Source organism: Sphaerisporangium rufum, from assembly GCF_016863395.1.
Classification (GTDB): Bacteria; Actinomycetota; Actinomycetes; order Streptosporangiales; family Streptosporangiaceae; genus Sphaerisporangium; species Sphaerisporangium rufum.
In genome coordinates this window covers 70,366-94,071 of sequence record NZ_BOOU01000053.1, presented here as the reverse complement: position 1 = coordinate 94,071, position 23,706 = coordinate 70,366, and the positions used below count along the sequence as shown (strand labels likewise).

The 23,706-nt window shown below is 73.2% G+C and carries 20 protein-coding genes and 1 riboswitch; of the genes, 8 read left to right on the top strand and 12 right to left on the bottom strand.

The genetic code is table 11. The features are described 5' to 3' along the window. Nucleotides 1-94: 94 nt before the first annotated feature. The 7 genes from gcvP to clsA all read right to left on the bottom strand — a co-directional run bounded on the left by gcvP (nt 95) and on the right by clsA (nt 9,502). Nucleotides 95-2,956, bottom strand: a complete 2,862-nt coding sequence (gene gcvP / locus Sru01_RS19150) for an aminomethyl-transferring glycine dehydrogenase (RefSeq protein ID WP_203988251.1) — start codon at nt 2,954-2,956, stop codon at nt 95-97. A gap of 168 nt (nt 2,957-3,124) precedes the next feature. After that, nucleotides 3,125-3,253, bottom strand: a riboswitch (glycine riboswitch). Nucleotides 3,254-3,376: 123 nt separating this feature from the next. Then, nucleotides 3,377-4,000, bottom strand: a complete 624-nt coding sequence (locus Sru01_RS19145; protein ID WP_203988249.1) for a MerR family transcriptional regulator — start codon at nt 3,998-4,000, stop codon at nt 3,377-3,379. Nucleotides 4,001-4,147: 147 nt separating this feature from the next. Then, entirely contained in the window at nt 4,148-4,618 is a 471-nt protein-coding gene (locus Sru01_RS19140) for a bifunctional nuclease family protein (RefSeq protein WP_203988247.1), read from the bottom strand. 133 nt (nt 4,619-4,751) lie between these two features. Then, a complete protein-coding gene (gene ftsR / locus Sru01_RS19135) occupies nt 4,752-5,405 on the bottom strand; it encodes a transcriptional regulator FtsR (protein WP_239137554.1) in 654 nt (217 codons plus the stop codon). A gap of 39 nt (nt 5,406-5,444) precedes the next feature. Further along, entirely contained in the window at nt 5,445-5,951 is a 507-nt protein-coding gene (locus Sru01_RS19130) for an FHA domain-containing protein (RefSeq protein ID WP_203988243.1), read from the bottom strand. Between the two features lie 379 nt (nt 5,952-6,330). Next, nucleotides 6,331-8,829, bottom strand: coding sequence for a mannose-1-phosphate guanyltransferase (locus tag Sru01_RS19125; protein WP_203988241.1), 2,499 nt, complete (start codon nt 8,827-8,829; stop codon nt 6,331-6,333). Nucleotides 8,830-8,923: 94 nt separating this feature from the next. After that, nucleotides 8,924-9,502 carry a cardiolipin synthase ClsA gene (clsA, locus tag Sru01_RS19120; protein WP_239137553.1) on the bottom strand — a complete coding sequence of 193 codons (579 nt, stop codon included), beginning with the start codon at nt 9,500-9,502 and terminating at the stop codon, nt 8,924-8,926. Nucleotides 9,503-9,687: 185 nt separating this feature from the next. Between clsA and Sru01_RS19115 the strand changes: the two genes are divergently transcribed. Continuing rightward, nucleotides 9,688-10,425 carry a class I SAM-dependent methyltransferase gene (locus Sru01_RS19115; RefSeq protein WP_203988233.1) on the top strand — a complete coding sequence of 246 codons (738 nt, stop codon included), beginning with the start codon at nt 9,688-9,690 and terminating at the stop codon, nt 10,423-10,425. On the opposite strand, the gene Sru01_RS19110 is transcribed toward Sru01_RS19115, so the two are convergent. Beyond that, a complete protein-coding gene (locus Sru01_RS19110) occupies nt 10,335-11,021 on the bottom strand; it encodes a gamma-glutamyl-gamma-aminobutyrate hydrolase family protein (RefSeq protein WP_203988231.1) in 687 nt (228 codons plus the stop codon). The genes Sru01_RS19115 and Sru01_RS19110 overlap by 91 nt on opposite strands. A 555-nt stretch (nt 11,022-11,576) precedes the next feature. On the opposite strand from Sru01_RS19110, the gene Sru01_RS19105 reads away from it, so the two are divergent. Both Sru01_RS19105 and Sru01_RS19100 read left to right on the top strand, forming a co-directional pair. Next, the gene (locus tag Sru01_RS19105; RefSeq protein WP_239137552.1) at nt 11,577-12,626 is read left to right on the top strand and encodes a globin domain-containing protein; all 1,050 of its coding nucleotides are present in this window, start codon (nt 11,577-11,579) and stop codon (nt 12,624-12,626) included. Between the two features lie 261 nt (nt 12,627-12,887). Beyond that, on the top strand, nt 12,888-13,193 hold the full coding sequence (locus tag Sru01_RS19100; RefSeq protein WP_203988227.1) for a ubiquitin family protein: 306 nt from the start codon (nt 12,888-12,890) through the stop codon (nt 13,191-13,193). Nucleotides 13,194-13,288: 95 nt separating this feature from the next. Here the strand turns inward: Sru01_RS19100 and Sru01_RS19095 are convergent, their stop codons facing one another. Beyond that, nucleotides 13,289-13,888: a TetR/AcrR family transcriptional regulator gene (locus tag Sru01_RS19095; protein WP_203988225.1), complete on the bottom strand. Its 600-nt coding sequence runs from the start codon at nt 13,886-13,888 to the stop codon at nt 13,289-13,291. A 76-nt stretch (nt 13,889-13,964) separates the two neighbouring features. Between Sru01_RS19095 and Sru01_RS19090 the strand changes: the two genes are divergently transcribed. After that, complete coding sequence (locus Sru01_RS19090; RefSeq protein WP_239137551.1) at nt 13,965-14,777, top strand: class I SAM-dependent methyltransferase; 813 nt, start codon at nt 13,965-13,967, stop codon at nt 14,775-14,777. Nucleotides 14,778-14,854: 77 nt separating this feature from the next. Here Sru01_RS19090 and thyX read toward each other — a convergent pair whose 3' ends face one another. Both thyX and Sru01_RS19080 read right to left on the bottom strand, forming a co-directional pair. After that, nucleotides 14,855-15,565, bottom strand: coding sequence for an FAD-dependent thymidylate synthase (gene thyX, locus Sru01_RS19085; protein WP_203988223.1), 711 nt, complete (start codon nt 15,563-15,565; stop codon nt 14,855-14,857). An 81-nt stretch (nt 15,566-15,646) separates the two neighbouring features. Further along, the gene (locus Sru01_RS19080) at nt 15,647-17,794 is read right to left on the bottom strand and encodes an anthranilate synthase component I (RefSeq protein WP_203988221.1); all 2,148 of its coding nucleotides are present in this window, start codon (nt 17,792-17,794) and stop codon (nt 15,647-15,649) included. A gap of 323 nt (nt 17,795-18,117) precedes the next feature. On the opposite strand from Sru01_RS19080, the gene Sru01_RS19075 reads away from it, so the two are divergent. The 3 genes from Sru01_RS19075 (at nt 18,118) to mctP (ending at nt 21,762) form a co-directional block, all read left to right on the top strand. Next, nucleotides 18,118-19,710, top strand: a complete 1,593-nt coding sequence (locus tag Sru01_RS19075) for a CocE/NonD family hydrolase (RefSeq protein WP_203988218.1) — start codon at nt 18,118-18,120, stop codon at nt 19,708-19,710. Between the two features lie 217 nt (nt 19,711-19,927). Beyond that, on the top strand, nt 19,928-20,158 hold the full coding sequence (locus Sru01_RS19070; RefSeq protein WP_373869530.1) for a DUF3311 domain-containing protein: 231 nt from the start codon (nt 19,928-19,930) through the stop codon (nt 20,156-20,158). Beyond that, nucleotides 20,155-21,762, top strand: coding sequence for a monocarboxylate uptake permease MctP (mctP, locus tag Sru01_RS19065; RefSeq protein ID WP_203988199.1), 1,608 nt, complete (start codon nt 20,155-20,157; stop codon nt 21,760-21,762). The genes Sru01_RS19070 and mctP overlap by 4 nt, the downstream gene beginning before the upstream one ends. A gap of 137 nt (nt 21,763-21,899) precedes the next feature. Here the strand turns inward: mctP and Sru01_RS19060 are convergent, their stop codons facing one another. Continuing rightward, nucleotides 21,900-22,547, bottom strand: coding sequence for a TetR family transcriptional regulator (locus tag Sru01_RS19060; RefSeq protein WP_203988197.1), 648 nt, complete (start codon nt 22,545-22,547; stop codon nt 21,900-21,902). Between the two features lie 295 nt (nt 22,548-22,842). Here Sru01_RS19060 and Sru01_RS19055 point away from each other — a divergent pair, with 295 nt between their 5' ends. Continuing rightward, nucleotides 22,843-23,670, top strand: coding sequence for a hypothetical protein (locus tag Sru01_RS19055; protein WP_203988195.1), 828 nt, complete (start codon nt 22,843-22,845; stop codon nt 23,668-23,670). Nucleotides 23,671-23,706 lie beyond the last annotated feature (36 nt).

The window sequence follows — 23,706 nt, the reverse complement described above, 5'->3', positions numbered from 1 at the left end:
TCCGGATCGGCAGGGGCCCGGGCCGATCGGCGGCGGGCGCGCGCTCGCGCCCGACATATTATGCCGATCCGGATGATCGCCTGGGGCGTGACGGCTAGTCTTCGTAGGCCTCCAGCGGCGGGCAGGAGCAGACCAGGTTGCGGTCGCCGTAGGCCTGGTCGATCCGGCGGACCGGCGGCCAGTACTTGGCCTCGCGCACCGCCGGGACCGGGTAGGCGGCCTCCGCCCGGCCGTATGGGTGCTTCCAGTCGTCGGTGACCAGGCAGTCGGCGGTGTGCGGGGCGCCGCGCAGCGGGTTGTCCGCCCGGTCGTACTCGCCGGAGGCCACCTTGGCGATCTCCTCGCGGATGGCGATCATCGCATCGCAGAACCGGTCGAGCTCGGCCAGGTCCTCGCTCTCGGTGGGCTCGATCATCAGCGTCCCGGCCACCGGGAAGGACATGGTGGGCGCGTGGAAGCCGTAGTCGATGAGCCGCTTGGCCACGTCGTCGACCGTGACGCCGGTCTCCTTGGTGATCGGGCGCAGGTCCACGATGCACTCGTGCGCGACCAGGCCCTCGCGGCCGGTGTACAGCACCGGGTAGTGCGGGGCGAGCCGCCGGGCCAGGTAGTTGGCCGACAGGATGGCCTGCTCGGTGGCGGCGCGCAGCCCGTCGGCGCCCATCATGCGGACATAGGCCCAGGAGATCGGCAGGATGCCCGCCGACCCGTAGGGGGCGGCCGCCACCGGCCCCACCGGGCCGCCGCCCGCCAGCGGGTGGCCGGGCAGGAAGCCGGCCAGGTGGGCGCGCACCGCGACCGGGCCCACCCCCGGGCCGCCGCCGCCGTGCGGGATGCAGAAGGTCTTGTGCAGGTTGAGGTGGGAGACGTCCGCGCCGAACGCTCCGGGCCGGGCCAGCCCGACCAGGGCGTTGAGGTTGGCGCCGTCCACGTACACCTGGCCGCCGGCCCGGTGCACCCGCTCGCAGATCTCGGTGATCGTCTCCTCGTAGACGCCGTGCGTGGACGGGTAGGTCACCATGATGGCCGCCAGCCGGTCCCGGTGCCGCTCGATCTTGACGTCCAGGTCGGCGAGGTCGACGTTGCCCCGGTCGTCGCAGGCGATCACGACCACGCGCATGCCGGCCATCACCGCGCTGGCGGCGTTGGTGCCGTGCGCGGAGGACGGGATGAGGCAGACGTCCCGCTCGTGCTCGCCGCGCGAGCGGTGGTAGGCGCGGATGGCCAGCAGGCCGGCGAACTCGCCCTGGGAGCCGGCGTTCGGCTGCAGGGAGACGGCGTCGTACCCGGTCACCTCGGCCAGCCACCGCGACAGGTCATCGATCAGCCGCAGGTACCCCTCCGCCTGGTCGGCCGGGGCGAAGGGATGCAGGCCGGCGAACTCCGGCCAGGTGATCGGCTCCATCTCGGTGGTGGCGTTGAGCTTCATGGTGCACGAGCCGAGCGGGATCATCGACCGGTCCAGGGCGATGTCCTTGTCCTGCAACCGGCGCAGGTAGCGCAGCATCGCGGTCTCCGAGCGGTGGGCCTGGAAGACCGGGTGGGTGAGGAAGTCGGTACGCCGCAGCAGCGCCTCCGGCAGGGCGTCGGCGGTGCTGGTGTCCAGGTCCTCCGGCAGCACGCCCGGGAGCCCGAAGGCCGCCCAGACCGCGGCCAGGTGCCCGGTGGTGGTGGTCTCGTCGCAGGTGACACCGACGTGATCGGGACCGGCCGGCCGCAGGTTGATCCCCCGCTCGCGGGCGGCGGCCACGACGCCTTCGGCCCGGCCGGGCACCCGGGCGAGCACCGTGTCGAAGAAGTCGTCGTGCACCACCTCGACGCCGCCCTCGCGCAGGCCGGCGGCGAGCACGGCCGCGTGCCGGTGGACCCGCTGGGCGATGCGCCGCAGGCCGTCGGGGCCGTGGTAGACGGCGTACATGCCCGCGATGACCGCGAGCAGGACCTGCGCCGTGCAGATATTGCTGGTGGCCTTCTCGCGGCGGATGTGCTGCTCGCGGGTCTGCAGGGCCAGGCGGTAGGCGGGGCGGCCGGCGGCGTCCTGGGAGACCCCGACCAGCCGGCCGGGCAGCTGGCGCTGCAGCCCCTCGCGGACCGCGAGGTAGCCGGCGTGCGGGCCGCCGAAGCCGAGCGGGACGCCGAAGCGCTGGGAGGATCCGGCGGCGATGTCGGCGCCGAGCGTGCCGGGGGCCTCCAGCAGGGTGAGCGCCAGCAGGTCGGCGGCGGCCACCACCAGCGCGCCGCGCGCGTGCGCCTGGTCGGCGACCGCGCGGAAGTCGGCGACCCGGCCGCTCGCGCCCGGATACTGCACCAGGACGCCGAACAGCTCGCCGTCGGGCAGACCGGCGGTGAGATCGGCCTCGACCAGCTCGATGCCGAGCGGCTCGGCACGGGTCGCCAGCACCGCCCGGGTCTGCGGGAGCGCGTCGGCGTCCACCACGAACACCGGGCTCTTGGCCCGGCCGGCCCGCCGGGCCAGCGTCATGCCCTCGGCGGCGGCGGTGGCCTCGTCCAGCAGGGAGGCGCCGGCCACCTCCAGCCCGGTCAGGTCGGCGACGACGGTCTGGAAGTTGAGCAGGGCCTCCAGCCGGCCCTGGGAGATCTCCGGCTGGTAGGGGGTGTAGGCGGTGTACCAGCCGGGGTTCTCCAGCAGGTTGCGGCGGATCACCGCGGGGGTGACGGTGTCGTGGTAGCCGAGGCCGATCATGGAGGTGAGCACCCGGTTGCCGGCGGCCAGCGCCCGCAGCTCGGCCAGCGCCTCGGTCTCGCTCGCCGCGGCGGGCAGGTCCAGCGGGTCGGTGGCGCGGATCGCCTCCGGCACCGCGACCGCCACCAGGTCGTCCACCGAGGCGTATCCGACGACCTGGAGCATGCGTGCCTGGTCGGCGTCGGCCGGGCCGATGTGCCGGGTGGCGAAGGGTGGGGCGGAGAGATCGCGGAGCGGGGACCGATCGGTCATGGGGCCCTCCTGGAGGTTCGAGACCGGGCGCTGGGCGCGCGCGAGTACCGGGTCTCCCCCTCTGTCAGCGCGATATGTGCATCGCGACCTGAGAGCTTCATCCCTGATTTCGGGATTTGCACCGTCGGTGAGACACGCCTGGCGGGCACGTCTACTTTCCAGAGGCGCCTCGCCTGTGCGGTACGGGTGCCTGAGAGATTCCGGGGAGGTTGCTCCTTCGGCGCCAGCGGCGCTCACCGGCACCACGCCGCTGGGCGCGAGACCGGCTCGCACCCTGGTCTCTCCCGCACAGGGTCGTCAGCCTTGGCTCAATGGTACCGTCTCGCCCCGCGACCAGGGATACCCCTATCCACCGGTATGCCGGAGTCGGCGCCCCACCATCGGCGGGACCGCCCGGCGCCCCCGCTCCCCGAGAACGTCTCAGCCCGTGCGACGGGCCCTGCGGCGCCGAGCCAGCTCGTCACCGGGGTGCTCGGCCGGCCCCCCGTGATCGGCCGGCTCCGCCCGTTCCCCCGGCAGCTCCGCCAGCGACCCCTCGACCTCGCGCCACACGCCGCCCAGGGCGATGCCGAACACGCCCTGGCCGCCCTCCAGCAGGTCGATCACCTCGTCGGCCGAGGTGCACTCGTAGACGCTCACGCCGTCGCTCATCAGGGTGATCTGCGCCAGGTCGTCGACCCCGCGCTCCCTGAGGTGCTGCACGGCGGTGCGGATCTGCTGCAAGGACACCCCGGTGTCGAGCAGGCGCTTGACCACCTTGAGCACGAGGATGTCGCGGAAGCCGTAGAGCCGCTGTGACCCCGACCCCTGCGCCGGCCGCACCGACGGCTCGACGAGCTGGGTGCGGGCCCAGTAGTCGAGCTGCCGGTATGTGATGCCGGCCGCCGAGCAGGCCGTGGGGCCGCGGTATCCCACGTCGGCCGGCAGGGACGCCGGCCGATCATCGAACAACAGCCCCTGCTCGCCCGCACGCTCCCGCGCCGACTCGCGTCGCGCCGGATCATGCGGGCCGGCCGTCTTTCCCTCGCCGCTGCTGACCGCCACTTGCGGACCTCCGGCTTTCTCTCATCCCACGGCCTGATCTGGGGGTTCGTGAATTACAACCGTGGGTTCCCTTGCACCGTAGGACCGGTCGGATGCTCAGTCAACGATCCCGCCCGGCGCGTCGTGAAGCGTAAATGCCCGATATGACTATCCCGCCCGCCCGAAGTCCTCCGGGGTGATCGTGTCAAGGAACTCCCGGAACTTCTCGACCTCGTCCTCCTGGTCGTCGGGGATGATCACTCCGGCCTCGCGGACGACGTCCTCGCTCGCGAAGATCCCCGCACCGGTGCGCAGGGCCAGCGCGATCGAGTCCGACGGCCGGGCGCTCACCTCCACCCCGTTGGAGAACACCAGGTCGGCGAAGAAGATGCCGTCGCGCAGCGCGACGATGTTGACGGTCTGCAACCGCACCCCGAGCGCCTCGATCACGTCCTTGAACAGATCATGGGTCAGCGGCCGGGGCGGCGGCTCCTCGGCCTGCGCCAGCGCGATGGCCGTCGCCTCGGTCATGCCGATCCAGATCGGCAGGTAACGCTCCCCCTTCGCCTCCTTGAGCAGGACGATGGGCTGGTTGGTGGGCATCTCCACGCGTACGCCCACGACCTCCATCTGCAACACAGGCGGCTCCGTCTCGTCGGCTCGCGAGTGCCGGCCCGGGACCGGCCCTGCGGGGGCTCTCGGCTCGCGGCGTGACCATCGCCGCAAAACTCAACGTAACATCCTCGCGGCGCTGATTGACCGGGCGACTCCGTCAGCGGCCCAGAACGCCCTTGAGGCCCCCGCGTACCAGGGCGGCGTGCAGTTCCCGCAGCAGACCGGACAGCTCACGGGCGGCCTCCTCGGCCCGCGCCGCGGCCCCCGGGGCCCGGCGCCGCTGCAGCGGCGCCACCGCCTGCTCCACCAGGCCGGCCTCCCGCTCGGCCGCCGCCTTGAGCACCCGCAGGTGGCGGGGGTACAGGCCGAAACCGGCCAGCACGCCCGAGACGCGGGCCACGGTGAGGGCCTCGGCGTCGTACCAGCGGGCCACCGGGGTGACCAGCCCGTAGTCCTCCAGCTGGGCCAGCGTCTCCTCCGCCAGCCCGGCCGCCTCCAGCAGTTCGGCCCGGCTGAGCCGCACCTCGGCCGGGGCGGCCTCGGCGCCGACCGCCCGCGGCCGCGCGCCGGCGGCCCCGTCCGGCCGGCCGGTGTCCAGATGATCTTTGATCACGCGCAGCGGGAGGTAGCGGTCCCGCTGCGCGGTCAGGATGTACCGCAGCCGCTCGACGTCCGCGTGGCTGAACTTGCGGTACCCCGAGGGCGAGCGCTGCGGCTCGATGAGCCCCTCGCCCTCCAGGAACCGGATCTTGGAGACGGTGACGTCGGGGAACTCGGCCCGGAGGATCTCCAGGACCTCCCCGATGCTCATGAACGCCCTCGCGGCAGGCGCCCCCATCACCGTGCCCCGTCACCCACGCGTGAGGAACACCAGCCGGAACTTGCCGATCTGAACCTCGTCGCCGCCGGTGAGGGGCTGCTCCTCGATGCGCTCGCGGTTGACGTAGAGGCCGTTGAGGCTGCCGACGTCGCGGGCGGTGAAGTAGTCACCCCGGCGGTAGAACTCGGCGTGCCGGCGGGAGACGGTCACGTCGTCCAGGAAGATGTCGCTCTCCGGATGGCGGCCGGCGGTGGTGAGGTCGCTGTCGAGCAGGAACCGGCTCCCGGCGTTCGGGCCGCGCATGACCACCAGCAGCGCCGTGCCCGGGGGCAGCTGCTCGACCGCCGCCCGGTCGGGAAGGAGCGTCTGTCCCGTCGCATCGGAGTCCATCGCCTCGATCCCGGTGAGCGAGATCGTCGAGGTGGTGTCCCCTGGCGTGCTGCTCTCGACACGATTCAGCGGCGAGCCGCACCGTGAACAGAAACGGGCGTCATCGGGGTTGGCATGACCGCACTGCGTGCAGTAGACGCTCGGCATCGATCGGCTCGTCCTCCTACCGCGAAGTCGCGGCGACGGTGCTGTGAACGGTGTCCCCCGGCTCTTCGCTTCTCATGGTTGCTCAGACTGCGAATGCCGCAACTTACGCTGATGAGAGGCACTGGTCAAGGCGAGGGCACGCCCATGTGTTCGGACGGGTGTGGTGAGGCTGGCTCGGGTCCTCGGCGACGGGGGGCTCGCGTCCGCATCCTGCCGGCGCTCGCCCTCCCTCCGACTCGGCTCGCCGCGCCGGTCCAAAGCTACCGTCCCATCGCGCTCATGGTCCATCCGGCACGCCGTTCGAATTTGCCGATAATCAGGCTGTTCGCACCAGAAGATCCCACCGATTCGGCGGCGTGTCCCGCCGCCGGCACCCCATTCAGGTGCCGACCGCGTGCTCGACGACGCGTGCCCACCGCTCCAGCAACGCCTGGGCGACATCGATGTCGTCACCCTCGGCCCACAGGTGGGTCACCGCCTCGGCCGGGTCGGGCAGGATCAGCGCCCAGCCGTCGTCGTGCACCACCCGCACACCGTCGGTGGTGTCCAGCCGGTGCCCGTCGGCCGCCTCGACCACCGACCGCATCACCGCGCCCTTGGCGGCCCAGGGGGTGGGGACCGTGCGTTTGAGCATCCTGGCCTGCGGGATCCGCGCGTCGATCTGGCTGAGCGACAGCCGGGTGCGGGCCACCAGGCCGAGCAGCCGCAGGAACGCGGCCGGCCCGTCCACGGTCGGCGCGAACTCCGGCACGATGAACCCGCCCCGCCCGTCCGCGGCGAAGATCAGCTCGGGGTCGGCCGCCGCGGCGGTCAGCGCGTCCACCGTGGTCGGCGTCCACTGCACCTGCGCGCCGTGGAATCGGCAGACCTGCTCGGCGACCCGGGTGGTGGTCACCGGCACCGCCACCCGGCCGCCGCGGCGCTCGGCGGCGACCAGGTCGAGGACCACCAGCTGGGCGCGCTCCTCGCTGATCAGCTGGCCCATCTCGTCGACCAGCGAGAGGCGCTCCCCCACCGGGTCGAAGCGGACGCCGAAGGCCGCCCGGGAGGAGGCGACCAGCTCGGCCAGCCGTTGCAGGTCGCGGCGCCGCTCGGCCAGCGTCTCGGTCGGCGAGGCGTCGTCCAGGCGGTTGTTGACGGTGAGCACGTCCACCCCGACCCGGCCGAGCAGGCTGGGCAGCACCAGGGCCGCGGTGCCCCCCGCGCAGTCGATGACGACCTTCATCTCGGCGTCCCGCACGCCGCTCATGTCCACCCAGCGCAGCAGCTCGCGCGTGTAGTCCTCCACCGCCCTGGCCGGGAAGGTGAGGTCGGCGATCTCGCCGGGGAAGGCCCGCCGGAACTCCTGCCGGGAAAAGACCCGCTCCAGCTTGCGCTGGGCGTTCTGCGACAGGTCGGCGCCGTTCTCGTCCATGAAGATGATGTCGACGCTCTGCGGGTCGCCCGGGGTGGTCCGCAGCGCGATGCCGCCCGACACCGTCTCCTTGGAGGTGTGGAAGCGGGCCACCGGCAGCGGCGTCGCCTCCAGGTCCAGGACGTTGATCGCGCTGGCGGTGAGCGCGCTGATGACCGCGCGCTTGAGGGCCCGGGCCGCCCGCGAGCCGTCGCGGGAGGTGACGACCGAGACGCCCTTCTTCAGGGTGGTGGCGTAGGCGCTGGCCAGCCGCACGCACAGCTCCGGGGTGATCTCCACGTTCACCAGGCCGGAGACGCCGCGCTGGCCGAACAGGCTGCGCTGGCCGCGCGACTCCCAGATCACGCTGGTGTTGACCACCGCGCCGGCCTCGATGGTCTTGAACGGATAGATCTTCACTCCGGAGGTGACGTACGCCTCGGACTCGATCACGCACTCGTCGCCGACGATCGCGTTCTCCTCGATCCGGGCGCCGGCCATCACGTCGGTGTTCTTGCCGATCACGCAGCCGCGCAGGTGGGCGCGCGAGCCGACGTAGACGTTGTCGTGCACCACCGCGCGGTGCAGGAAGGCGCCCTCCTTGACCACGACGTTGTCGCCCAGCACGGTGAACTCGCGCAGCTCGGCGCCCGCCTCGACCTTGGCGTACCCGCCGATGTAGAGCGGGCCCTTCAACACCGCGTCCGGGTCCACCGAGGCGCCTTCGGCGACCCACACGCCCGGGGACAGCTCGAACCCGTCGGCGTCCAGCCGCACCCGGCCCGACAGGGCGTCGGCCTGCGCCTTCAGGTAGCTCTCGTGGGTGCCGACGTCCTCCCAGTAACCGCTCGCCACGTATCCGTACAGCGGGGCGCCCCGGGCCAGCAGGCGCGGGAAGACGTCGGCGGACCAGTCGACCGGCACGCCGCCGGCCACCTCGTCCAGCACCTCGGGCTCCATGACGTACACGCCGGTGTTCACCGTGTCGGAGAACACCTGGCCCCAGGTGGGCTTCTCCAGGAACCGCTGCACCCGGCCGTGGTCGTCGACGATGATGATGCCGAACTCCAGCGGGTTCGGCACCCGCTTGAGGCCGATGGTGACCAGCGCGCCGTTCTCCTCGTGGAACCTGATCATGTCGGTCAGGTCGATGTCGGTGAGCGCATCGCCGGAGATGACCAGGAAGCGCTCGTCCCGCAGCTTGTCGGCCGCGTTCTTGACGCTGCCCGCCGTGCCGAGCGGGATCTCCTCGGTCGCGTAGTGCAGGCGCATGCCCAGCTCGCCGCCGTCGCCGAAGTAGTTGCGCACCAGCGCGGCCAGGAACTGCACGGTGACGACCGTCTCGGTGAAGCCGTGCCGCTTCAGCAGCCGCAGCACGTGCTCCATGATGGGACGGTTGACCACCGGGAGCAGGGGTTTGGGCTGGTTGGCGGTCATCGGCCGCAGCCGAGTGCCCTCCCCGCCCGCCATCACGACGGCCTTCACAGATCACCCTCCCGCTCGTGTCGTCACGGTGGGCACGCGGCCACGCCGGCGTGGGCGACCGCCGTCAGGACCCGCCGGGACGGGCCGTCGGCGTTCACGTCGGGCGCGCCCCTCCGATGAGCCGGCGCCCCTGAGCCACGTACAGCGCCCCCGCCCACCAATACAGACCTGTTCCCCAGATGGCAAAGGCCCATCCCAAGATCCTGGCCCCGTCGGCGTACCAGCCTTGGTGGGAGGCGAGGAAGAGCAGCGGGAAGGCGTACAGCAGGCAGGCGGTCGCCGCCTTGCCCAGGAAGTGCACCGGCAGCGCCGGGCCGAACCCGTGCCGGCGCAGCACCGGCACGCCGATGGCGAGCAGCACGTCCCGCGCGACGATCAGCCCGGTCAGCCACCACGGGATCACCTCGCGCAGCGTCAGCCCGAGCAGCGTGGCCAGGATGTACAGCCGGTCGGCGACCGGGTCGAGCAGCCGGCCCAGCCTGCTGGTCTGGTTCCAGGCCCGGGCGAGCTTGCCGTCCAGCCAGTCCGACAGGCCGGCCGCCATCAGCAGGGCCAGGGCCCAGGCGTCGGCCCGCGGGCCCAGCACCAGCCACAGGAACACCGGCACGCCGAGCAGCCGCAGCATGCTCAGCACGTTCGGAACCGTCCAGATCCGGTCCTCCGCCGATCTCACCCCGTGAACCCCCTCGCGCGTCTGGTGCCGACCCTACCGGGACGGGCCGGCGCGCGGTGGCCGCCCCGGCGCCCGGCCGCGGCGGGCCTCCTCCTGGAGGAGGAAGCGGAAACCCCCTTCCGGAAGGACCGGAATCGCTCGGCGGGTGGAGCCTCGGCCGCCGTGCTTTCCCTAGGGTCGTTGCCATGGTCAACGACGCGGCGCTCTTCTTCGAGCAGTTCCTCCGGTTCCCCGGCACCACCGGCGCGGTGGCGCCCAGCTCGCGCCGGCTGGCGCGGGCGGTGGCCGGCCCGGTGCCCGAGCGAGGTGATCCGCTCGTGGTGGAGCTCGGTCCGGGCACGGGGGTGTTCACCGAGGAGATCCAGCGGCGGCTCGGCGGGCGCGGCCGGCACCTGGCCGTCGAGATCAACCCGGCGCTGGCCCGCCGGCTCACCGCGCGCGTCCCCGGCGCCGCGGTCGTGGTGGGCGACGCCGCGCGCCTGCCCGCCCTGCTGGCCGACCAAGGACTCGGCCGGGCCGAGGTGGTGGTGAGCGGCCTGCCGTGGGCGGCCTTCTCCGGCGCGCTGCAGGATCGGCTGCTCGGCGCCATCGCCGGTGCGCTGGCGGCGGACGGGGCGTTCACCACCTTCGCCTACGTCCACGCCCGGGCGCTGCCGGCCGCGATCGCCTTCCGGCACCGGCTGGGCGAGTGCTTCGAGGAGGTCGTGCCGGGCCGCACCGTGTGGCGCAACATGCCCCCCGCGTTCGTCTACCACGCCCGCCGGCCCCGGCTGCTCTCGCCGCTCCAGGCCGCCGCCGCGGCCGGCCAGCGTGGCCGGCCCGCCGGGTTCGCTCAGGGCATGGCCGCCTCGACCAGGGCGTCCACGATCCGGTTGTCGCCGCCGCGTTCGGGGTGCCACTGCACGCCCACGCAGAAGCGGTGACCCTGCAGTTCCACCGCCTCGACGATCTGGTCGTCGGCCCACGCCACGGCCAGCAGCCCGTCGCCGAGCCGCCGGATGCCCTGGTGGTGCGGCGCGGTCACCTCCAGGCGGTCACCGACCGCCTTGCCCACCTTGCTGGACACGCTGACCTGCAGGACGTGCGGTTCGCCACCGGCGTGCCGGTCGTGATGCACCGCCTGGGGCAGCCAGGGGATGAGGGTACCGCCAAGGGCCACGTTGAGGACGTGCAGCCCGCGGTCCACGCCGAGCACGGGCAGGTCGGCCTCGATGGCCGCCCGGGCGATCGCGATCTCGAACCGGTCCCGCCCGGGCTGGGGCTCGGCCACCCGCTCGTCGCGTTCCTCCCCGTACACGGCGGGATCGACCTCCACGCCCCCGGCCAGGATGAGCCCGGAGAGGCCGCGCACGTATCCCTCGATGGCGCCGAGGCTGAGCGGCGGGACCAGTACCGGCGACCCGCCCGCCCGGTCGACCGCCTTGGCGTAGGCGGGCGGGGAGATCACCGCCTCGCGGACCCAGGCGCCCCACCGGGCGGGGTCGAAGTAGGTGGTGATACCGATCAGCGGTCGCAGCATGGGGAACTCCCGGGGCTCGCGCGTGGCGGCCGCCGTCGCACAGCGGCGCACCCGTGCGTTTGCAGTGGCAAGCCACCATCATGGCGCAGCCAGATTTCGGATATGTCCACTATCTAGCTATCAGTCGCGTCACCGCGACCTCCACGGTCCCGGCGTACCGGGAGCCGGGAGCCCGCCGCCTGGCCACCCACCGCCCCCGGCGTCCCGGCCGGGTCACGACATGCCCGGGCGTGACCGTAAATCATTTCCGGCGAAGGCGATGATTATTCATGTGCCGATATGCGATTGCCGGGCCACCCGAAAACCCCGGTCATTACGAATAGTTCACCTTCTCCCCACCTTATGGAGAAAGGGTGGCAACCCGGCCACGGCGATGGAAGACTCCGTTCGGAGCGGACGGCCGGGCCGGGGCCGCCGGACGCTCGTCACCCGGAATGTCAGGGAGGTGGACCGCACGATCGGAAGGGAAATTCCGATCCGTCTCTGGGTGGGCGTCGACACATGTCGTTGAATCCGCGTCTTGTCAAAGAAAGCTTTTCGGCCATTCGGCCGGTCATGGGCAGGGCCGCCGCGTACTTCTACGGCCGGTTGTTCGCCGAGGCACCGCCGCTGCGCGGGATGTTCCCCCCGGCCATGGACGTGCGCCGCGACCGGCTGTTCGGCGCGCTGGCCCGGGTGGTGTGGAGCCTGGACGGCTCCGGCTCGCATGACTATCTCGCCCAGCTCGGCCGGGACCATCGCAAGTACGGCGTGGTCGCCGAGCACTACACCGCGGTGGGCAACGCGCTGCTGGCGACCATGCGCCGGTTCGCCGCCGACGGCTGGGACACCGAGGTCGAGGCGGCCTGGGTGGCCGGTTACACCGCGGCCGCCAACATCATGATCCAGGCCGCCGAGGCGCACGCGGGTCCCGCGTGGTGGCCGGCCGAGGTGATCGGCCACGAACGCCGCACGCCCGGCATCGCGGTCCTCACCCTGCGCCCGGATCCGCCGCTGGAGTACGTCCCCGGCCAATACATCGACGTGCAGACCCCCCGCTGGCCCCGGGTGTGGCGCAGCTACTCCATCGCCAACGCCCCCCGGCCGGACCACACGCTACGCCTGCACGTGCGCGCGATCGGCGGCGGCTGGGTCAGCTCGGCGCTGGTCATGCACACCAAGATCGGCGATACGCTGCTGCTCGGCCCGCCGGTGGGCACCATGGCCCCGCCCGCCGATCCCGGGCGCGACCTGCTGTGCGTCGCCGGAGGCACCGGCCTGGCGCCGCTGAAGGCGATCGTCGAGCATGTGATCGGCGCCGGGCGGGAGACCGCGGTCCATCTGCTGTTCGGCGCCCGCACCTCCGCCGAGTTGTACGATCTGCCGGACCTGATACGGATGGAGGCCGCCTACCCGCCGCTGCGCGTGCTGCCCGTCGTGTCCGACGAACCGTCCTACGACGGCGTCCGCGGCACGCCACCGGAGGTGCTCGGCCGCTTTCCCGTCTGGGCCGACCAGGAGATCTACGTCTGCGGGCCGGACGCGATGGTGGAGGAGACGGTCCGGCGGCTGCGGGATGACGGGGTGCCGGCGGCGCGCATCCACCGGGACGCCGTCCGCCGGTGAGGGGCGGCCCGAGCCGAGCCGCCGGCGGCGTCCGGTCGCGGCCCGCGCGGGCGAATCCGGCGGAGTGCCCCGCCGGCCGCCGGGGGACGTGACACGATGATGCCGATCCGCGCGCAGCGGCCGACATGTCGATCGGGTGCGAGCACGCCGAACCGGGGGGACAGGCGATGCGGCCCGACACCGCGAAAGGAAGGGCCACCATGCAGGCCACCCCGCCCGCCGCCCCGCTCCCCCGCTCCGCGGCGGCGGCGCGCTGATCCCATGGCCAGACCCGTCACGCTCGTGAAGTTCGTGCTGCCCAGCCCGCTGTGGCACTGGGGCACCGGCGCCGCGGAGGTCCGCGTATTCGCGGTCGCCGAGTCCGCCGAAGGCCATCCGACCCTCGGCGCCGCCCTGCACACGCTGCGCCGCGTCCACCCGACGCTCGGCCGGCGGCTGTGCGACGACCACGGCGGCATCCGCCGGCACATCAGCATGTTCGTCTGCGGCGAGAACGCCCGGCGCCTCGGCGGGCTCTCCTGTGCCCTGCCGCCCGGCGCCGAGGTGTACGTGCTGCCCGCCCTTTAGAGCGCGCCCCGCAGTCCCGCGCCTTGGCCGCGCGCCGCGGATCGGGCCGGGGATCGGACCGGGGATCGGACCGGGGATCGCCTACCGCCCGCCGGTCACCGCGGCGGTTCCCGCACCAGGCCGCCGACCACGGAGGTCACCATCCGGTGGACCGCGCCGGGCTCGGGCGGCGCGGCCCGCCGGTCGGCGAACAGCAGGTGCGCCGCGCCGATCAGCGTGGGCGCGAGCCCGTCCACGTCGGCGCCGGACGCCAGGCGGCCGAGCCCGCGCTCGGCGGCCAGATAATCGGCGATCATGGTCACCGCCTCGGTCAGCACCGGGACGCCGGCCGGCCAGGTGTCGCGCAACCGGCCGCGCAGCTCATCGCGGAAGGTGACCAGCGCGACGATCGCCACGGCCACCGAGCCGAACAGGGCGCTGAGCGCCGCGGCGAGATTGCCGATCACCGTACCCGAGCCGGCCGAGTCGCGCAGCGCGGCGGCCTGGGCGTCCATCCGGTGCACCCGGTCCAGCACGAAGGCCGCCAGGAAGTCGTCGAAGTCGGCGAAGTGGCGGTGCAGCACCCCTTTGGCGCAGCCCGCCTCGGCGGTGACCGCCCGGCTGGTCAGCCCGCTCGGCCCGTCCCGTAGCAGGACGCGGTCGGCGGCGGCGAACAGCTGCTCGCGCACGTCCCGGATGGCCACTCCCGTCGGCATGCCGTCCTCCCGACCTCGCTCGGCCGAATCCTATCGGGCTTGACCAAGTGGGCACACGCCCACTACTAATGGGCGCATGCCCACTCATGAACATCAGGAGATGCACTCCCACCACCAGCGGGACATGGCCGAGTCGTTCGGCGCCGACGCCGAGCGCTACGACCGGGCCCGCCCCGACTATCCCGGCGAGCTGGTGGCGGCGATCGTCGCCGCCACGCCGGGACTCGACGTCGTCGACGTCGGCATCGGCACCGGCATCGCCGCCCGGCAGTTCCGGGCGGCCGGCTGCCGGGTGCTCGGCGTCGAGCCCGACCCGCGGATGGCCGAGCTCGCCCGGCGGGACGGCTTCCCGGTGGAGGTGTCCTCCTTCGAGGAATGGGACCCGGCGGGACGGCTCTTCGACGCCGTCATCGCCGCCCAGGCCTGGCACTGGATCGACCCGGCCGCGGGTGCGGTGAAGGCCGGCCGGGCACTACGCCCCGGCGGCCGGCTGGCGGTGTTCTGGAACATGGCGCTGCCCCCGCCCGGCCTGGCGGAGGAGTTCGCCGCCGGCCTGCGCTCGGCCGTGCCGGGCCTGCCGCCGGCCCTCACCGAAGCCTCGCGGGACGCGGACCCGTACGGTCCGACGCGCGCCGCGGCGGCCGAGGGCATCCGCGCGGCGGCGGTGTTCGACGAGCCCGAGGAACGGCGCTTCGACTCGGAGCGGCCCTACACCCGCGACGAGTGGCTGGAGACGCTGTCCACCAGCGGCCTGCACGCCCGGCTCACCCCGGCGCAGCGAGCGGAGGTGGCGGCGAGCACCGCGGCGGCGATCGACGCGGTCGGGGGCCGGTTCACCGCCCGGTTCGTCACCGTCGCGGTGACCGCGGCGCGCGCCGGCGCCGCCTGACACCCGCCGCGACGGCGGGCCGGCGCCGCCTGATCCCTACCTGCCCGCGGCCGCCCGCCCGGGCGGGTCGGTTCCCGTCAGGGTGCGACCCGCCCGGCGGCGTTGAAGGCGGCGTGGGTGAGCGGCATCAGGCCGGCCCAGTGGGCCTCCATCTTCTCGGCGACCATCTCGATCTCGCGCTGCGGGAAGGACGGCACCTTCGCCCGCTCGTCCTTGGTGCGCAGCGACAGGAAGTGCATCAGCGAGCGGGCGTTGCAGGTGGCGTACATCGAGGAGAACAGGCCGACCGGCAGCACCGCCCGGGCCACCTCCCGCGCCACCCCGGCCGCGAGCATCTCCTGGTAGGCGGTGTAGGAGGTCCGGTAGGAGTGCTCCATCGCCTCGGCGACCAGCTTGCGCTGACCCTCGTCGCCGTCGACGAACTCGTACCGCCCCGGCTTCCCCCGCTGCACCAGCTTCCGCTCCCCCGCCGGCAGGTAGAAAACCGGACTTAGCTCGCGATACCTCGCACTCTCCTCGTTATACGACCATCCAACTCTATGGCGGTGGAATTCGCGGAAGACGAAGATGGGGGCGCTGATGAAGAAGGTCATGGAATTGTGCTCGAACGGGCTGCCGTGCCGGTCGCGCATCAGGTAGTTGATCAGACCGGCCGAGCGCCCGGCGTCCTGGTGGACCGCCTCCAGCGACTGCTCGCCCGCGGTGGAGACCCGCGCGGCCCACACCACGTCGGAGTCGGCGGCACTGTGCCTGACCAGCTCGACCGTCACGTCGCTCTCGAACCTCACCGGTAAGGCCCCCTTCCCGTCGGCCGCCATCGTAGTGGAGCGGCCGGGCCGGGACGGCGGCGCCGTCCCGGCCCGCGCCGGTCATCTCCGGCAGAGCCGCAGCACGTTGGCGATGACCCGCGCGCCGGCGCCGCCCTCGGTGGTGAGGATGGACTCGGGGTGGAACTGGACGGCGAACCGCCGCCGGGCGGTGTCCTCGAGGGCCATCACCGCGCCGTCGGGCGTGCGCGCGGTCACCGTGAAACCCTGCACGTCGGCCTCGGTGGTGTGCACCGAGTGGTAGCGGGCGGCGATGAACCGCTCCGGTAGCCCGTCGAGCAGCGCGCCGCCGCCCTGCCGGGTCACCTCACCGCGCTTGCCGTGCTGGGGGTGGTCCAGCAGGGACAGCGAGCCGCCGGCCTGCTCGACCATGGCCTGCAGGCCGAGGCAGACGCCGAAGACCGGCAGGCCGCGGTCGTACACGGCCTCGAGCAGGGCGGCGCAGCCGAAGTCGGCGGGCCAGCCGGGGCCCGGCGACAGGACCACCAGGTCGGGCGCGACCTCCTCCAGCATGGCGAGCGGGAACCCGTGCCGCAGGGTCACCACCTGGGCGCCCTGCTGGCGGAAGTAGTCGGCCAGCGTGTTGACGAAGGAGTCCTCATAGTCGACGAGCAGCACGGTGGTCCCCTCCCCCGGCCGCTCGGCCGCCGGCGCGGGCACCGGCGCGGGCGCGCCGGCCGCGGACCGCTCCGCGCCGACGGCGGCCAGCGCGCCGAGCAGCGCGCTCGCCTTGAGCTCGGTCTCGCGCTCCTCGGCCGCCGGGTCGGAGTCGAACAGCAGGGTCGCTCCGGCCCGGACGGTGGCGACGCCGCCGCGGATCTGCGCGGTGCGCAGGGTCAGGCCGGTGTTCATGGAGCCGTCGAACCCCAGGTAGCCGACCGCGCCGCCGTACCACCGGCGCGGGGTGGCCTCGTGGTCCTCGATGAACTGCATCGCCCACGTCTTGGGGGCGCCGGTCACGGTGACGGCCCACATGTGGGTCAGGAAGGCGTCCAGGGCGTCGAACCCGGGGCGCAGCCGGCCCTCGATGTGGTCGACGGTGTGGATCAGCCGGGAGTACATCTCGATCTGCCGGCGGCCGATCACCTGCACCGAGCCGGGGACGCAGATACGCGACTTGTCGTTGCGGTCGACGTCGGTGCACATGGTCAGCTCGGACTCCTCCTTCACCGAGCTGAGCAGGGTGCGGATCGCCTCGGCGTCCTCGACCGGGTTGGCGCCGCGGGCGATGGTGCCGGAGATCGGGCAGGTCTCGACCCGGTCGCCCTGCACCCGGACGTACATCTCCGGGCTGGCGCCGACCAGGTGCTCCCCCTCGCCGAGGTTGAACAGGAACTCGTACGGGGCGGGGTTGCTGTGGCGCAGGCTCCGGTAGAACGCGGCCGGGTCGGCGCAGGCCGCGTGGAAGACCTGGCCGGGGACGACCTCGAACAGGTCGCCGCGGCGGAAGCGCCGCTTGGCGGCCTCGACCACGGTGGCGTACTCGCCGCGCGGCGGGTCGGCGGGCAGCGCCGAAGGCGGCCCGGCCGGCGGGACGGACTCGCCGGCCCGCGGCAGGCCGCGGGTGGACACGCCGTCCACGGTGAACTCGTAGCGGTACTCGCGGCTGGTCTCGCGCTTGCGGTCGATGACCATGACCCGGTCGGGCAGGTGCAGCACCAGGTCGCGCTGGTCGGCCGCCCGCTCCAGCACCTGGCGGATGGGCTCGAACTGGAAGGCCAGGTCGTAGCCGAACGCGCCGTACAGGCCGAGGTGCTCGTCGGGGCCGGCGAACGCGCCGATGATCTCCCGGATGGCGGTGAACACCGTGGGCCGCCGGCTGCGCATCTCCTCGGGCAGGATGTCCTCGGACTCGTCGACGTGCACCTCGACCTCGTCCAGGGTGGGCTCGCCGGTGGTCTTGCCGGCGGCCAGCAGGCAGGAGGCGACCGCGGGCAGCACGACGCGGCCCCGCTGGTTGAGGGCTCGGGCCCGCACCCGCCGGCCGCGGGCGACGATCTCCAGGATCGGGTCGGCGTAGGCGAGGTGCCATCGGCTGTACCGCCCCGGATACTCCATGCCGGACGACAGGACCCCGCCCCGCCGCTCGCCGAGGGAGGAGACCACGTCCTCCAGCACGGTCTCCGCGACATCGGAGGTCGTCACCTCGACATCGATGCCACCGGCGGTGGTATATCCGCTCGTGTCCACCCTGCCTCGCCCTTCTGATCTTCGATGAGCCCCGGGGCGGGCAAACGAGAAAGGCCGCCTCCCGGGGCGGCCGTCCGTTGGATGTGCGAAACTCGCGCCGCCTATACGCGGCGCCACCACTTCGCAGGTGAGAGAGTTCGCATGCTTCGAATCGTAGCGGTCGCGCCCACCGGCCGCCACCGTTTCGGCCGGCCCGCCGCACCGCCGGGCCCTGTGAGCCAGGTCACAGCGGTTCGCGGACGATAGCACTAATATGTTACTGACGAGTAAATCGTCGATTTCCGCGAATGACGCGTGCCTCCGTCCACATCCGGGAGCGCTGAATGGCCGGGATACCGCATCGGGTGGCCCTCCATCGGGACGTCCGGGTGCCCATGCCGGACGGCGTGACGCTGCTGGCCGACCGCTGGGTGCCGCTCGGCGTGCCGCGCGCGCCGGTGATCCTCATCCGGTCGCCCTACGGCCGGCGCGGCCTGTTCGGGCTCGCCTACGGGCGGGCGTTCGCGCGCCAGGGGTTCCAGGTGGTGCTGCAGAGCTGCCGGGGCGGCTTCGGGTCGCAGGGCGAGCCGGCGCCGCTGGACGAGCAGGACGACGGGCTGGCCACCGTGGAATGGATGCGCGCCCAGCCCTGGTACGGCGGCGCCTTCGCCATGCACGGCCCGAGCTACCTCGGCTTCGCCCAGTGGGCGATCGCCCCCTACGCGGGCCCCGACCTCAAGGCGATGGCCACCCAGGTGACCGCCTCCCAGTTCCGGGACGCCGCCTACGTCGGCGGCTCGTTCGCGCTGGAGGCGACGCTGAGCTGGAGCACGCTGACCGCGATGATGTCCGGCCCGCTCAGCGGGGCCGCGGTGTGGTTCGCGCCGCGCCGCGCCCAGCGGGCGATGCTGTCGGGCCGGCCGGTCGGGGAACTGGACGTGCTGGCCGCCGGCCGGCCGCTGCCCTTCTTCCAGGACGTGCTGGCCCACCACGCCGACCCGGCGGTGCCCTTCTGGAAGAAGCGCGACCACTCGGCCACCGTCGGCGAGGTGGACGCCGCGGTCACCATGACCGGCGGGTGGTACGACGTCTTCCTGCCCTGGCAGCTCAAGGACTACGCGGCCATGCGCGCCGCCGGGCGGCACCCGTACCTCACCATCGGGCCCTGGCACCACGCCGACGTGCGGCACGGGCGGCTGGCCAACCTGGACGCGCTGGCCTGGTTCCGCGCCCACCTGCTCGGCGACCGTTCCGGGCTGCGGGCGAGCCCGGTGCGGCTGTACGTCACCGGCGCCGGCGAGTGGCGCGACTTCGCCGACTGGCCGGTGCCGGGCACCCGGGCCCGCCGCTGGCACCTGCAGCAGGGGGCGGGACTCGGCCCGGACGGCCCGGCGGACGCGCCGCCCGACCGGTTCCGCTACCACCCCGGCTTCCCGACGCCGGCGCTCGGCGGGCCGACGCTGCTCGGCAACTCCGCGCCGCGCGACAACCGGCCGCTGGAGGCGCGCGCGGACGTCCTGGTCTACACCGGCGCGCCGCTGGCGGCCGGCCTGGAGGTGATCGGGCCGGTGGCGGCGGAGATCTACGTGCGGGCCGGCACCCCGCACACCGACCTGGTGGTCAGGGTCTGCGATGTGGCACCGGACGGCACCTCGCTCAACGTGTGCGAGGGGGTGCGGCGGCTGGCGCCGGGCACGCCGCCCGCCGGCGAGGACGGGGTGCGCCGGGTGGAGGTGGAGCTGTGGCCGGTCGCCCACCGGTTCCGCCGCGGCCACCGGATACGGGTACAGATCGCCGGCGGCGCCTACCCCCGGCTGGCCCGCAACCTCGGCACCGGCGAGCCGCTCGCCTCCGGCGCCACCGGCGTCCCCGCCGACCAGGAGATCTTCCACGACCCCGCGCACCCCTCCGCGGTCGTCCTGCCCCACCTGGACTGAGGCGGGTCCCCGTCCCGGCGGGCGGGCGCCGCCGTCGGCTTCGGACCGCCGGCCGGGACGGCGGCGCGCCGGTGAGCGGTGGTGACCATTCGGCGCGCCGACACGCCCGTTCACCGATCGGTGAGGTCCCGGACGCGCGGCCGTAACTACGCTTCCGCACGACCGGCTGACTAGCCGCATCAGGCTAGTCACGCGACTCTTCTCCGAGGAGAGTGTGTTGACCACGCCATCCAGCGATCAGCGTCCGGCACGCAGCGACCGCAACCCGTGGAACTGGCTGCTGCTCGTGCCGATCGTCATCCCGTTGATCACCGCCCTGTACAACGCCGACCAGCCCCGGCTGCTCGGCTTCCCGCTGTTCTACTGGCTGCAGCTCGCGTTCGTGGCCGTCGGGGTCGTCTGCACGACCATCGTCTACCGGACCGGCCGGAAGCGGGGTGGCCGATGAGCGAGCACATCACCGAGATCGTCGTCTTCACGATCCTGTTCCTGGTCGTGAGCGGCATGGGCTTCGTGGCCGCCCGGTGGCGCCGCCCCGACGACCTGGCGAGCCTGCACGAGTGGGGGCTCGGCGGGCGCAAGTTCGGCTCGTGGGTCACCTGGTTCCTGGTCGGCGGCGACCTCTACACCGCCTACACCTTCGTCGCGGTGCCCGCGCTGCTGTTCGGCGCCGGCGCGATGGGCTTCTTCGCGCTGCCCTACACCATCATCACCTACCCCCTGGTGTTCCTGGTGCTGATCCGGCTCTGGTCGGTGTCGCACGTGCACAACCTGGTCACCCCGGCCGACTTCGTCCGGGTGCGGTTCGGCTCGCCCACCCTCGCCCTGCTGGTCGCGATCACCGGCCTGGTGGCGACCATGCCGTACATCGCCCTGCAGCTGGTCGGCATCGAGGCCGTGCTGAAGACGATGGGCGTCACCGGCGACCTGCCGCTGATCATCGCGTTCGCGATCCTGGCCGCCTACACCTACCAGTCCGGACTGCGCGCCCCGGCGCTCATCGCCTTCGTCAAGGACTCGCTGATCTACCTGATCATCCTGGTGGCGGTGATCTACATCCCGGCGAAGCTCGGCGGCTGGGGCTCGATCTTCGACGCGGCCAAGGCCAAGTTCGACGCCACACCGGCACCGGGCGACGGCATCCTGCTCAACCCGAACAACCAGCTGCAGTACATCACCCTGGCGCTCGGCTCGGCCATGGCGCTGTTCCTCTACCCGCACAGCGTCACCGGCGTGCTCGCCGCGCGCAACCGGGGCGTGGTCAAGCGGAACATGGCCGCGCTGCCCGCCTACAGCCTGCTGCTCGGCCTGATCGCCCTGCTCGGCTACATGGCGATCGCGGCGGGCGTCAAGCCGATCACCTCCGGCGGCAAGGCCGACGCCAACACGGTGGTGCCGCTGCTGTTCGACAAGATGTTCCCCGACTGGCTGGCCGGCGTCGCCTACGCCGCGGTCGGCATCGGCGCCCTGGTGCCCGCGGCGATCATGTCCATCGCCGCGGCCAACCTGTTCACCCGCAACATCTACCGCGAGTACTTCAAGCCGGACGCCACCGACGCCCAGGAGGCCGCGGTCAGCAAGATCGCGTCCCTGGTGGTGAAGGTGGGGGCGGTCGCGGTGATCCTGATGATCGACCCGCAGTTCTCCATCGACCTGCAGCTCATCGGCGGCGTGATCATCCTGCAGACCCTGCCCGCGGTGGCCCTCGGGCTGTTCACCCGCTGGTTCCACCGGGCGGGACTGATCGCCGGCCTGGTCGCGGGCATGGCCGCCGGCATGATCCTGCTCTACAACATCGCCAACCCGGCGATCAACCACGCCCACTTCGGCGGCTCGGCGTTCCCGCTGTCCCAGCTCGGCCTGGACACCAAGATGACGATCTACGCCGGCTTCCTGGCCCTGATCGTCAACCTGGCCGTCGCGGCCGCCGGCACCCTGATCGCCCGGGCCGGCAGGCTGGCCGACGGCCCCGACGGCACCCGGCCGTCGGACTACACCGCCGACGAGGGCGACCCCCGCGTCCACGAGATCGAACTCTCCGGCTCCCACTGACCACCGGCACCGGAGGACGGGGCCGGTCTCCGGCCTCGTCCCCGGCCGGTCGGTCGCCGTCCGGCGGTCGTGGATCAGGAGCCGGTGGGCGGTCCTCGGCGCGCACCCGCCAGATGTACGTGCGCCCGTCGACCGGCTCACCGTCCAGCACCCGTGTCCACTGCCGGAAATCCAGGATGCCGAACATCGTCAGGCGTGATGGGGGCGGCCATGGCGGCGGTGATGACGTCGGCGAGGGTGCCGACGACCCGGCGGCGGTCGACCTCGCGATGCTCCAGCCACCAGTCGCCGGTGGTGTGCACCATGCCGACGAAGGCGTGGCCGAGGATCTGCGCGCGGACGGGGTCGGCGCCGTCGCCGGCGATGACGGCGCCGAGTTCCTCCCCCAGGCTGCGCACGATGGCGGCCATGTGCGAATGCGTCCTGCTGTCCTCGGCGCCGGCGCGGTGGAACAGGAAGCGGTAGAGGTTGCGGTTGGCCGAGATCATGTCCAGGTAGGTCTCGATGGTGGCCTCGGCCCGGGTGCGCGGGCCGGCGCCGGTGCCGGCGAACCGCTGCCGCAGCTCACGGACGACCGTGCGGATGTGCCGGTCGGCCAGCGCCTGGTACAGGCCGCTCTTGTCGCCGAAATGGCGGTAGAGGATGGGCTTGGTGATGCCCGCCTCCGCGGCGATGGCCGCCATGGACGCCTGCGGTCCCTCGCGGAGGATCACGCGGTCGGCCGCGTCGAGCAGCACCCGGCGCCGGTCCGGATCACGCCCGTCGTTCCCCGCCAGGGTCGCCATGACGGACAGCATAGGGGTACTTCGCGGTCACGTACCGCTGTCGGGCGGGCCGGGACCGCCGCGGCCGGCGGCCCGGATGGTGACGCCGGATGATGACCGCCGGGTGCCCGGCCGCCCGGACGCCGCCACCGGATCCGCCACCGGGTCCGCCGCGCCGGAGCCGGGCGGCCGTGTCCCCCCGCGTCCCGCGGGCGGGAGCCGTCCGCAGGTGCGGTCGGGCCCGCCGGGGCGGATGGCACGCGGGTGAATGCTGGAAATCTCTGGAACCGGAGGGAACCACTGGTACGCTCCGGGCGTGAGCGAGACGCTGGACGCCCTGGAGGCGCGGATCAGCGCGCTGCGCGGGGAGATCCGGCGGGCCGTGCGAGCCCGGGACGGCGCGCTGGCGCGCGAGCTGCGCGCCGAGCTGCGCGGCGCCGAACGGGCGTGGGACCGGGCCGTGGCCGGGCCGGAGGCCGCCGACCCCGCGGCCGGGACCACCGAGCGGGCCGGCGAGCCGGCCTCGCTGCTGCCGGTCCGCGAGCAGGTGCACCAGGCGCTCACCCTGATCGGGGCACCCGCGGCCGCGCGGATGATCGTGGCGGTGCACGCCGCGCTGCACGCCGGTTCGTTGGGCGGCGGCCGGCTGGCCAGCCTGCGCCGGGACGAGGAACGGTCCTTCCGCGGCGCGCCCTACGCCCGCCCCTACTACCTGTGCGCCGCGCTCACCGATCGCCTGTCGGCCTCGCGCGGGCTGTTCGCGGTGAGCACCTGGCCGCTGGAACGCCGGGTGGTCGGCCCGCTGAGCCCGCGGGTCGACTTCCTCACCACGGCGGTGCGCGTCGCCGAGCACGTGCTGCGGCTGGCCGAGGCGGGCGAGCCCGCCGCGCCGGGTGCCGAGCGGCTGCTGGCCCGGCTGGCCCGCAACGTCCCTGGCGCGACCGGCGGCCCCGGCCGTCCGGGTGTCCCGGCCGCGCCGGATCCGCGCACCGTGGTCAAGGCGGCCCACGCCGAGCTGCGGGTGCACGCGGCGGCCGACGCCGCGGCCCGGGCGGACATCGCCGGTCGTGCCCGCGCGCGGCTGGGCGACGCCGAGCGCCTGTTCGGCGGCCTGCCGCTGGGCCTGGCGGAGGCCTCGTGCTGAGCCCGGCCCCATCCCGGGGCCGGCCCCGCGCCCGGC